This window comes from Streptomyces sp. 796.1 (genome assembly GCF_047525675.1).
Lineage (GTDB): Bacteria > Actinomycetota > Actinomycetes > Streptomycetales > Streptomycetaceae > Streptomyces.
This window is the reverse complement of the sequence record NZ_JBLIWA010000078.1, coordinates 1-12,393: the sequence shown is the minus strand read 5'-3', so window position 1 is coordinate 12,393 and position 12,393 is coordinate 1. Positions and strand designations below refer to the sequence as shown.

Genomic DNA, 12,393 nt, shown 5'->3' with positions numbered 1-12,393 from the left:
GTGTTGCGCAGGGGTATGTGGGTCGGTTTGGTTTGACCGCGGAGCGGTTTGTTGCGGATCCGTTTGGTCCGGCGGGTGAGCGGATGTATCGCACGGGTGATGTGGTGCGCTGGAACACGGCTGGTGAGTTGGAGTTCGTCGGGCGGGCTGACGACCAAGTCAAGGTGCGTGGTTTCCGGATCGAACTCGGTGAGGTTGAGGCGGCGTTGGTGGATCAACCGGCAGTGGGTCGTGCGGTGGTGATGGTTCGTGAGGATGTCCCGGGCGACCAGCGACTGACTGCCTACGTGATTCCGGCTGCGGGTGCGGGCGAGGCCGAAGCGGTGCGGGCCAGCCTGGTGGTTGACGTACGGGATGCGTTGGCGGACCGGTTGCCTTCGTACATGGTGCCGTCGGCGATCGTCGTGCTGGATGAGTTCCCGTTGACGGCGAACGGCAAGGTCAACCGGCGTGCCCTGCCCGTGCCTGCGTACGAGGGTGGGGCGGCGGAGCGCGGTCGTGCTCCCAGGTCCCCGCGCGAGGAACTGTTGTGTGGGGTGTTCGCCGAGGTGCTGGGGTTGGAGTCTGTCTCGATCGATGACGACTTCTTCGCCCTGGGTGGGCATTCGCTGCTGGCGACGAAGCTGGTCAGCCGGGTGCGTTCGGTGTTGAACGTTGAGGTGGCGGTGCGGCGGATCTTCGAGGCGCCCACCGTTGCCGAGTTCGTGGGTGTGTTGGACGGCGCGCGGGCCGGTCGGATTCCGTTGCGTGCGGTGCGGGAGCGGCCGGTGCGGGTGCCGTTGTCGTTGGCGCAGCGGCGGTTGTGGTTCTTGCATGGTTTTGAGGGGCCGAGTGCGGCGTACAACATTCCGGTGGCTCTGCGGTTGAGTGGGGCTTTGGATCGGGCTGCGTTGCGGTTGGCGTTGGGGGATGTGGCGGCGCGGCACGAGAGCTTGCGGACCGTCTTCGCTGAGGACGCTGACGGCCCTCACCAGGTGATCCTGCCGGCTGCGCCCATCGACGTCACCGTCGTACCCACCCGTGAGGATGACCTGCGGGACGAGCTGCGGCAGGCCGCCCAGCACGCCTTCGACCTGGCCAGCGAGGTGCCGTGGCGGGTGTGGTTGTTTGAGTTGGGTGGGGATGAGTGTGTGTTGTTGGTGGTGGTGCATCACATTGCGGGTGATGCGTGGTCGATGGGGCCGTTGGCGCGTGATGTGACGGCTGCGTATGAGGCGCGGGTGTCGTCGGGGGCAGCTCCGGGTTGGGCGCCGTTGCCGGTGCAGTACGCGGACTACAGCCTGTGGCAGCGGACCGTGCTCGGCGACGAGTCGGACCCGGAGAGCCTGGTGGCCGACCAGCTCGCCCACTGGACCCGCGCCCTGGCAGATCTGCCGGAAGAGCTGGTACTGCCCTTCGACCGGCCGCGGCCGGCGGTGTCATCGTACGAGGGGGACAGGATCTCCTTCGAGCTCCCCGCGGAGCTGTCCGAGCAGGTGGCTCGGGTGGCGCGGGAGCACAGGGCCAGCCCCTTCATGGTGCTCCAGAGCGCCCTCGCCGTGCTGCTGACCCGCCTCGGCGCCGGGACCGACATCCCCGTCGGCACGCCGATCGCCGGTCGTACCGACGATGCGGTGGAGAACCTGGTGGGGTTCTTCGTGAACACGTTGGTGCTGCGTACGGACACGTCGGGGAATCCGACGTTCGCTGAGTTGTTGGAGCGGGTGCGGGCGTGGGACCTGGAGGCGTACGCGCACCAGGATCTGCCCTTCGAGCGCCTGGTCGAGGTGGTGAACCCGGAGCGCTCGCTGTCTCGGCACCCGCTCTTCCAGACCATGCTGACCATGGACAACACGGAGCAGGCGGCCGAATCCACCATCGCAACCCTGCCCGGCCTCACCGTCACCGGCGAACAGACCGGCGCAGCAGCAGCCAAGTTCGACCTGTCGTTCCGCTTCGTCGAGCGTCGCACGGCTGAGGGTGTGGTGTTGGACGGTGCGTTGGACTTCAGTACGGATCTTTTCGAGCGCGGCTCGGCCGAGGTGCTGGTGGAGCGGTTCGTCCGGGTCCTCGGCGGCTTGGTCGGGGACGTGAACGCTCGCGTCAGTGATGTTGAGGTGTTGGGTGTGGGTGAGTTGGAGGGGTTGTTGGTGGGGTGGGGTGGTGGTGAGGTGCGGGGTGTTTCGGGTCGTTCGGTGGTGGAGTTGTTTGGTGATCAGGTGGTGCGGGATCGGGATGGTGTGGCGTTGGTGTGTGGTGGTCGGGTGTTGTCGTATGGGGAGTTGGATGAGTGGTCGAATCGGGTGGGTCGTTGGTTGTTGTCGTGTGGGGTGGGGCGGGAGTCGTTGGTGGTGGTGGTGTTGCCGTGGTCGGTGGAGTTGGTGGTGTTGTTGTTGGGTGTGTTGAAGGTGGGTGCGGGTTATGTGCCGGTGGATGTGGGGGTGCCGGTGGGTCGGGTGGGGGAGATTGTGGAGGATTCGGGTGCGGTGTTGGTGGTGGATGATGTGGGGTTGGTTCGTAGTGTTGGTGGGTTTGATGGTGGGTCGTTGACTGATGTGGTGGGTCGTGTTGGTGGTTCGGGTGTGGCGTATGTGATTTATACGTCGGGGTCGACGGGTCGGCCGAAGGGTGTGGTGGTGTCGCATGGTTCGTTGGGTGCGTACTTGGAGCGGGCGGGGGTGGTGTATGGGGGGTTTGCTGGGGTGTCGTTGGTGCATTCGTCGGTGGCGTTTGATTTGACGGTGACGGCGTTGTATACGCCGTTGGTGTCGGGTGGGTGTGTGGTGTTGGGTGGTTTGGATGAGGGTGCGGTGGGTGTGGGTGCGTCGTTGATGAAGGTGACGCCGTCGCATGTGGGGTTGTTGGAGGCGTTGCCGGGTGAGGTGTCGCCGTCACAGATGCTGGTGGTGGGTGGTGAAGCGCTGGTCGGCGAGGCGTTGTCTTCCTGGCGCCAGGCCCACCCTGATGTCGTGGTGGTTAACGCCTATGGTCCGACTGAGGCGACGGTCAACTGCACTGATTATTGGATCGAGCCGGGTGCGGAGTTGGGTGAGGGTCCGGTTCCGATTGGTCGGCCGTTCTGGAACACCCGGATGTATGTCCTGGACGAGTATCTGCGGCCTGTCCCTCCGGGTGTGGTGGGTGAAATGTATGTGGCGGGTGTGGTGTTGGCCCGTGGGTATCTGGGTCGGTTTGATTTGACGGCCGAGCGCTTCGTCGCTGATCCGTTTGGCCCGGCGGGTGGGCGGATGTATCGCACGGGTGATGTGGGGCGCTGGAACGCGGATGGCCAGTTGGTGTTCGTTGGCCGAGTAGATGATCAGGTCAAGATCCGTGGCTTCCGTATCGAACTGGGTGAGGTGGAGGCGACCCTCACTAGTCATCCTGGTGTGACTCGTGCTGTCGTGTTGGCGCGCGAGGATCGTCCTGGAGACCGTCGGCTGGTTGCGTACGTCTCCCCGGAAACCGGCTGCGACGTTCCGGTGGATGGGCTCCGTGGTTGGGTATCCGAGCGGTTGCCGGACTACATGGTTCCCTCGGCCTTCGTCGTGGTGGACGAGTTCCCGCTCACGGTCAACGGCAAGGTGAACCGCCGCGCGCTCCCGGCCCCGGAGTACAGCGGTGAGGGTGAGCAGGGCCGCGGCCCGCGTTCCCCGCTCGAAGAAGTGCTCTGTGGGATCTTCGCCGAGGTACTCGGGGTGGAGGCTGTCTCCATCGATGACGACTTCTTCCGGCTGGGCGGGCACTCCCTGCTTGCCACCCGCCTGGTGTCTCGACTCCGCGTCGTGCTCGGGGTTGAGGTGCCGTTGCGGCAGGTGTTTGAGACGCCGACGGTGGTTGCGGTGTCGGCCGCGTTGGAGGGGAAGGTGTTTGGTGGGAGTCGGCGTCCGCAGCTCGTTGCGGGGCCGCGGCCCGAGCGCATTCCCGTCTCGTACGCCCAACAACGGCTGCGCTTCCTCGACCTGCTTGACGACGGCAGCACCGCGTACAACGCCCCCGGCGCCCTGCGGCTGACCGGGCCCCTGGACCGCGAGGCGCTGCGGCTGGCGCTCGCCGACGTCGTCGCCCGGCACGAGAGCCTGCGCACCGTCTTCACCCAGGACGACGAGGGGTTCGCCCAGGTCGTCCTCGCACCCCGGGAAGACCTCGTCCACCTCGACGTACGACCCGTGGACGAGACGGAGCTCGCTGCCGGACTCGCCGCAGCCGCACGGCACGCCTTCGATCTGGCGACCGAACCCCCGCTGCGGGCCACCCTGTTCGCGCTCGGTGCCGAGGAACACGTACTCCTGCTCCTCCTGCACCACATTGCCGGCGACGGCTGGTCGATGCGCCCGCTGGCCCGTGACGTGGCCACCGCGTACACCGCGCGCGTCACCTCCCGCAGTGCGCCGCGCTGGCAGCCGCTGCCCGTCCAGTACGCGGACTACAGCCTGTGGCAGCGCCAGGTGCTGGGCTCTGAGGACGACCCGGACAGCGAGGTGTCGCGCCAACTCGCCTACTGGACGGGGGCATTGGAAGGTCTGCCGCTGGAGATCGCGCTTCCGGTCGACCGGCGGCGCGTGGAGCAGATGACGCAGCGCGGCGGCGTCCACACCTTCCACCTGCCGCCCGCCCTGCACCGCGCGCTGACCGCGCTGGCCCGCGCCACCGGCTCCAGCGTCTTCCTCGTCCTCCAGGCCGGTCTGGCCGCCCTGCTCACCCGGCTCGGCGCGGGCACCGACATCCCCGTCGGCAGCCCCATCGCAGGGCGTACCGACACCGCGGTCGAAGAGCTCGTCGGGTTCTTCGCCAACACCCTGGTGTTCCGCACCGACACCTCGGGCGATCCGACGCCCGCGCAGCTCATCGAGCGGGTACGGGAACGGGGCCTGGCCGCCTACGCCCACCAGGACCTGCCCTTCGAACGGCTGGTGGAGGTCATCAACCCCGAGCGCTCGCTCTCCCGCCACCCGCTCTTCCAGGTCTCCCTGACCCTGCACCACACCGACCCCGCAGCGGTGGTCGCCGAGGTCACCACCTTGCCGGGGATCGCCACCGAACTGGAGCGGCTGCCCATCGAGGACAGCAAGTTCGACCTCAACTTCGAGCTCACCGAGGAGTTCGACGCCCGCGGCACACCCGCCGGCATCCACGCGGACCTGGAGTTCAGCGCCGACCTGTTCGACCTGGAGACCGTACGCGCCATCGGTGACGCCTTCCACCGGCTGCTCACCACCATGACCGCCGCGCCGGACCGCGCCCTGTCGGCTGCCGGCCTCGCCGACGACGCCGAACTCGACCGGCTGCTCACCGAGTGGAGCGACGCCAGCAGGCCCGCCGTCGCCGCCGCACTGGCCGCGGCCGGCCTGCCCGAAGCGGCGCCCGGCAGCCTCGTGCACATCCTGGACGAGGCCGGCCACCCGGTGCCCCCCGGCCTGCCTGGCCGGCTCCACCTGACCGGCCCTGACCAGGGCGAACGGCCCGCCGCCACGGCCCGGCCCGCCGGGCCCGACGCCACCCGACTGCCCGGCGGGGGCGGCGGCGCGCAGCGCACCGAACACCGGGCCCGCTGGACCCACGACGGCGCACTACGGCTGCTCGACACACCCACCGGCCGCACCCCCGGGGCCGACCAGGCCCAGCGGCCCACCCGGCTCCGCGGCCCGCGCAACCCGCGCGAACAGGTCCTGTGCACCCTCTTCGCCGAACTCCTCGACGTGCCCACCATCGGCATCGACGACGACTTCTTCGGCCGCGGCGGCCACTCCCTGTCCGCCGTGCGCCTGCTCAGCAGGGTGCGTTCGGTGCTCGGCGTCGAAGTCTCCATCCGCCGGCTCTTCGAGCAACCCACCGTCGCCGGCCTCGCCGAGGCCATCGAGCAGGCATCCGGCGCCCGGCGCGCCATCCAACCCGTGACACGCCCGGCCCGCATCCCCCTCTCCTACGCCCAACAGCGGCTGTGGTTCCTGCACAACCTGGAGGGCCCGAGCGCCACCTACAACATCCCCGTCATGCTGTGGCTGACCGGCTCGCTCGACCGGCCAGCCCTGCGCCAGGCCCTCGCCGACGTCGTCGCCAGGCACGAGAGCCTGCGCACCCTGTTCGCCGACGGGACCGACGGGGCGCGCCAGGTCATACTGCCCGCCGCCCAGGCACGGCCGGAGCTCATCGAACGCGAGGTGAGCCAACAGGAGCTGACCGAAGCCATCCACCAGGCCGCCTCCCACCCCTTCGACCTCACCGCCGAACTCCCCGTACGCGCCTGGCTGTTCACCGCCCCCGAGCAGCGCAACGCCCTCGTCCTGGTGCTGCACCACATCGCAGGCGACGGATGGTCCCTCGGCCCGATGGCCCGTGACCTCTCCCTCGCCTACACGGCCCGCGTCGCCGGCCGCACCCCGAACTGGCAGCCGCTGCCGGTCCAGTACGCCGACTACACCCTGTGGCAGCGCGCCGTCCTGGGCTCCGAGGACGACCCGGACAGCGAGATCTCCCGGCAACTCGGCTACTGGCGCACGGCCCTCGCCGACCTGCCCGAAGAGCTGGAGCTGCCCACCGACAGGCCGCGGCCCCCGCAGCAGTCGCACCGCGGCGGCCGGGTGCACGTCACCATCCCCGCAGCGCTCCACGAAGACCTCGCCGACCTGGCCCGCGAGACCCGATCCAGCCTGTTCATGGTCGCCCAGGCGGCCCTGGCCACCCTGCTCGGCCGGCTCGGCGCCGGCACCGACATCCCCATCGGCAGCCCCATCGCAGGCCGTACCGACGTCGCCGTCGAAGAGCTCGTCGGCTTCTTCGTCAACACCCTGGTGCTGCGCACCGACACCGCGGGCAACCCCACCTTCAGCGAACTCATCGCCCGGGTCAGGGAAACCAACCTGGGTGCCTACGCCCACCAGGACCTGCCCTTCGAACGCCTGGTGGAGGTCCTCAGCCCGGTCCGCTCGCTCGCCCGGCACCCGCTCTTCCAGGTCCTGCTCGGCTTCGACAACAACCAAGAAGCCCTCGACGTGATGCGGCTGCCCGGCCTGACCGCCGACGTCCAGGCACCGGAGACCGGCCGGGCCAAGTTCGACCTCGCCTTCTTCTTCGACGAGACCTACGGCCCCGGCGGCGAGGCGGCCGGCATGCACGTCGCCGTCGAGTACAACGCGGACCTCTTCGACCGGCCCACCGTCGCCGGATTCGCCGACCGGCTGCTGCGCCTGCTGACCGACGCCGTCACCGACCCCGAGCGCCCCATCGGCCAACTCGACGTCATGCTCCCCGACGAGCGGCACCGCATCCTGCACGAGTGGAACGCCCCCGCCCACCCGGTGCCCGCCCACCCCGTGCCCAGCCAGTTCGAACGCCAGGCGGCGGACAACCCCACCGCAATCGCCGTCCTCACAGACGAAGTCGCCCTCAGTTACGCGGAGTTGGAGGCCCGCGCCAACCGGCTGGCCCACACCCTGGCCGCCGAAGGGATCGGTGGCGACGACATCGTGGCCATCGCCCTGCCCCGCACCCCCGAACTCGTCGTCGCCCTGCTGGCAGTCCTCAAGACCGGCGCCGCCTACCTCACCCTGGACACCGCCGCCCCCGAACAGCGGCTGCGCGCCATCATCGCCGACTGCGCACCCCGCGCCGTACTCAGCAACCAGGCCACCCGCCCGCTGCTCGGCGACACCCCCACCCACCCGCTGTCCGGCGACACCCCCGCCCCGCTGCTCGACACACCCACCAGGCACCTGGTCATCGACGCCCCGGCCGACGCCGCGCAGATCGCCGCCGCGGCCGAGACCGCCCTCACCGACGCCGACCGCGTCCGACCCCTTGACCCGCGCCACCCCGCGTACGTCGTCTACACCTCGGGGTCGACCGGCACCCCCAAGGGCGTCGTCATGCCGATGTCCTCGCTGGTCAACCTGCTCGCCTGGCACACCAGCAGCTACAACGGCGGCGTCGGCACCCGCACCGCACAGTTCCTCGCCCTGTCCTTCGACTTCGCCGTACAAGAGATCCTCCAGGCCCTGGTCACCGGCAAGACCCTGGTCATCCCCACGGAAGACACCCGGCGCGACGCGTACGAACTGGCCGCCTGGATCAACCGGCACCAGATCAACGAACTCTTCGCCCCCACCCTGGTGATCGACGCCCTGCTGGCCGCGGCGGCCGACCGCGGCCAGCCGCTCGACTCGCTCACCGACCTCTTCCAGGGCGGCGAACAGTTCCGCCTCAGCGACGAACTGCGCGCCTTCTGCGCCGGCGGCTGGCCCAGGATGGCCCACAACATCTACGGGCCCGCCGAAACCCACGCCGCCACCTCCACCACCCTCCCCGCCGACACCGACGAGTGGCCCTCGTCGGCCCCCATCGGCCAACCGCTGTGGAACGCCCGCGCCTACGTCCTGGACGCCGCCCTACAACCCGTACCGACCGGCGTCCGCGGCGAGCTCTACATCAGCGGCGCCCAACTCGCCCGCGGCTACGTCGGCCGGCCCGACCGCACCGCGGAACGCTTCGTCGCCTCACCCTTCGACGGCCCCGGCACCCGGATGTACCGCACCGGCGACGTCGTCCGCTGGAACCGCACCGGCAAGCTCGAATTCCTCGGCCGCGTCGACCACCAGGTCAAGATCGGCGGCTTCCGTGTCGAGCCCGGCGAGGTCGAAGCCGTGCTCGCCGGTCACCCCGCCGTCGACACCGCGGTCGTCGTCACCCACCAGGAGGCAGGCGGCCCCACCCGACTCATCGCCTACGTCGTACCGCGGCCCGGGACCAACGCTCCCGACCTCGGCCGCACCCTCCGCGCCCACCTCGACGAGAACCTGCCGCACTACATGGTGCCGTCCGTGGTCACCCCCATCGACGCACTGCCGCTCACCGCCAACGGCAAACTCGACCGCGCAGCCCTGCCCGACCCCACCACCCACCACGAACCCGCAGGCCAGGCACCCCGCACCGACCGGGAACGCACCCTGTGCGCGCTGTACGCCGACATCCTCGGCCTGGACGAGGTCGGCATCGACGACGGCTTCTTCGACCTCGGCGGCGACAGCATCCTCTCCATCCAACTCGTCGGCCGCGCCCGCCGCGCCGGCCTGGAGATCTCCGTACGCGACGTCTTCGAGCACCGCACCGTCGCCGCACTCGCCGAGGTGGCCACCGAAGCCGTCGGCGCGGCCGTCGAGGAACCCGGCGCCGGCATCGGCGACGTGCCACTGACCCCGATCATGCACTGGCTGCTCGCCCGCGGCGACGACCTGGACGCCTTCAACATGTCGCTCGTGCTCCAGGCCCCCACCGGGCTCGACGTCGACACCCTCAGCCACGCCGTACAGGCCGTCATCGACCACCACGACGCACTCCGCGCCCGCCTCACCCGCAGCCCCCAACCACGCCTTGAGGTCCGCGCCCCCGGCACCGTCGACGCCACCCACCTCGTCCACCGGATCGACGCCACCGGCGCCACCGAAGCGGCCGTGGACGAACTCCTGCACCGTGCCGGCGAGGCCGCCCGCGACCGGCTCGACCTCGCCGACGGCACCCTCCTCCAGGTCGTCTGGCTCGACCGCGGCCCCCACACCCACGGACTGCTCCTGCTGCTCCTGCACCACCTGGTCGTCGACGGCGTCTCCTGGCGCATCCTCGTACCCGACCTCGCCGAGGCGTACCAGGCCGTCGCGGCAGGCAAGCAACCCACCCTGCAAGCCGTCGGCACCTCGCTGCGCCGCTGGTCGCAGCGGCTCACCGAACAGGCAGCCACCCCGGCCCGGGTCGCCGACGCCACCTGGTGGCAGCAGGTCCTCAGCGCCCCGGACCCGCGCCTGGGCCGCCGCGCCCTGGACCCCGCACGAGACACCCAGGCCACCGCTGGCCGCATCGACGTCACCCTGCCGACCGAGGTCACCGAAGCCGTCCTGACCAGGCTGCCCGCCGCCTACCACGCCGAGGTCAACGACGTCCTGCTGACCGCCTTCACCATGGCATGGACCCGCTGGCGCGACGGCGCCCCGCTCCTGCTCGACCTGGAGGGCCACGGCCGCGAGGAACAGGTGGCCGAAGGCAGCGACCTGTCCCGCACCGTCGGCTGGTTCACCAACCTGTACCCGGTACGTCTCGACGGCGGCCAACCCGACCTCACCGATGCGTTCGCCGGCGGCCCGACCGCAGGCGCCGTACTCAAACGCATCAAGGAACAACTGCGCTCCGTACCCGACAAGGGCATGGGTTACGGCCTGGTCCGCCACCTGAACCCCAGCACCGCCGCCGGCTTCGCCGACCTGCCCGAACCCCAGGTCGCCTTCAACTACCTCGGTCGCTTCACCGCGGCGGACGGTCCGGACGCCGCGGACTGGACCCCGCTCGCCGGCCGCACGGCCGTTGCCGGCGACCCCCCGCACCTGCCCCTCGCGCACCCGCTGGAACTCACCGCCCGCACCCACGACGCCCCGGGCGGCTCCCAGCTCGTGGCCACCTGGAGCTGGGCCACCGGAGTCATCGACGAGACACAGGTACGCGCCCTGGCCGAACTCTGGTTCCAGGCACTGGGCGGCCTCGTCACCCACGCCGAGAACCCCGAAGCGGGCGGGTTGACCCCGTCCGACGTTTCCCTGGGCTCGATCACCCAGGACGAGATCGAAGCATTCGAGGACGAACTCGGCGACCTCTTCGCCGACGACGAGTTCCCCGCCCTCGACGACGACGTACACGCTGCTGACGAAGAAGAGGCCCAGAAGTGAGTCGGAACCCGCGCAAGATCGAGGACATCCTGCCCCTGGCCCCGCTCCAGGAGGGCCTGCTCTTCCACAGCGTGTACGACGAGGGCGAACTCGACCCGTACGTCGTCCAAGCCTCCTTCGACATCGACGGCCAACTCGACAAGACGGCCCTGCGCGCCGCGGCGACGGCCCTGCTCGCTCGCCACTCCGCGCTGCGCGTCGCCTTCCGCCAGCGCAAGAACGGCGACTGGGCGCAGATCGTCCTCCAGGAAGTCCCGCTGCCCTGGACCGAGACCGACTTCACCGACCTGCCCGAAGCGGACCGTGCCCAAGCCGCCGACGCCGCCATGGTCGCCGACCGCACCGCCAGGTTCGACGTCACCCGTCCGCCGCTGCTGCGCTTCACCCTGCTCCGCCTCGGCCCCGACCTGCACCGCCTCGTCCTCACCAACCACCACCTGGTCCTGGACGGTTGGTCGCTGCCCATCTTGATGGGCGAACTCTTCACCCTGTACGAGAACGGCGGCGACACCAACAGCCTGCCTCGCGCCCGGCCCTACCGCGAGTACATCAACTGGCTGGCGGCCCAGGACCGGGAGGCCGCCCGCGACGCCTGGCGCACGGCCTACGCCGACCTGACCGAACCCACCCCGATCGCCCCGGAAGCCGGCCGCACCACCGTCACCAGCGCGGCCGTCCAAGCCACCCTGAGCAGCGCGGACACCCGCCGGCTCAGCGAACTCGCGCGCAGCAGCGGCGTCACCCTGAACACCGTCGTCCAGACGGCCTGGGGCGTCGTGCTCGCCAAGCACACCGGCCGTGACGACATCGTCTTCGGCACCACCGTCTCCGGGCGCCCCCCGGAGATCGAGGGCGTTGAGCGCATGGTCGGCCTGTTCATCAACACCGTACCCACCCGGGTCAGGCTGCGCCCCGCCGAGACGCTCGGCGACCTCCTCACCCGAGTGCAGGACGAGCACACCCGCCTCGCGCCGCACCAGCACCTGGAGCTGGCCGAGATCCAGCGCGCGATCGGTCAGGGCGAACTCTTCGACACCTCGATGGTCTTCCAGAACTACCCCGTCGAGCGCGCCGACGTCGCGGGCGACGGCCTCGGCGCGGGCGTACGTCTCACCCCGGGCAAGGACCGCGAGGCCACCCACTACCCGCTGATGCTGGTGGGTTCGGCCCGCGACACCATGCACTTCCGGCTCGACTACCGCCCCGACGTCTACGACGAGACGACCGCCCAGCAGATCCTGGACCGCTTCGTCCACATCATGCACACCCTGGTCGCCGATGCGGCCCTGCCGCTCGGCCGGCTCGACGTCCTGACGGAGCCGGAGTTGGAGCGGATCCTCGGCGAGTGGAACGAGACGTCGGAGGGTGTGTTGGGTGGTTCGATGTTGGGGTTGTTTGGTGAGCAGGTGTTGTTGCGGGGTGGGGCGGTTGCGGTGCGGGATGGTGTGGGTGGGGTGTTGACGTATGGGGAGTTGGATGTGCGGTCGGATGTGGTGGCGGGGTTGTTGGTGGGGCGTGGTGTGGGTGTGGGGGATGTGGTGGGTGTGGGGTTGCCGCGGTCGGTTGATTTGTTGGTGGTGTTGTTGGGTGTGTGGAAGGCGGGTGCGGGGTTTGTGCCGTTGGATGTGGAGTTTCCGGTGGAGCGGTTGGGGTTTGTGGTGGGGGATTGTGGGTTGGGTTTGTTGGTGACGGTGGGGGATTTGGTGGG

The 12,393-nt window shown here is 69.8% G+C and carries 2 protein-coding genes; both read left to right on the top strand.

Annotation, left to right across the window (positions count from 1 at the left end; genetic code table 11):
- Nucleotides 1-10,685, top strand: a 10,685-nt coding sequence (locus ACMA1D_RS31465; RefSeq protein WP_414727390.1) for an amino acid adenylation domain-containing protein, incomplete at its 5' end; no start/stop codon positions are given.
- Nucleotides 10,682-12,393 (top strand): condensation domain-containing protein (locus tag ACMA1D_RS31460; RefSeq protein WP_414727389.1); only part of this gene is annotated, 1,712 nt, incomplete at its 3' end. The genes ACMA1D_RS31465 and ACMA1D_RS31460, both read left to right, overlap by 4 nt.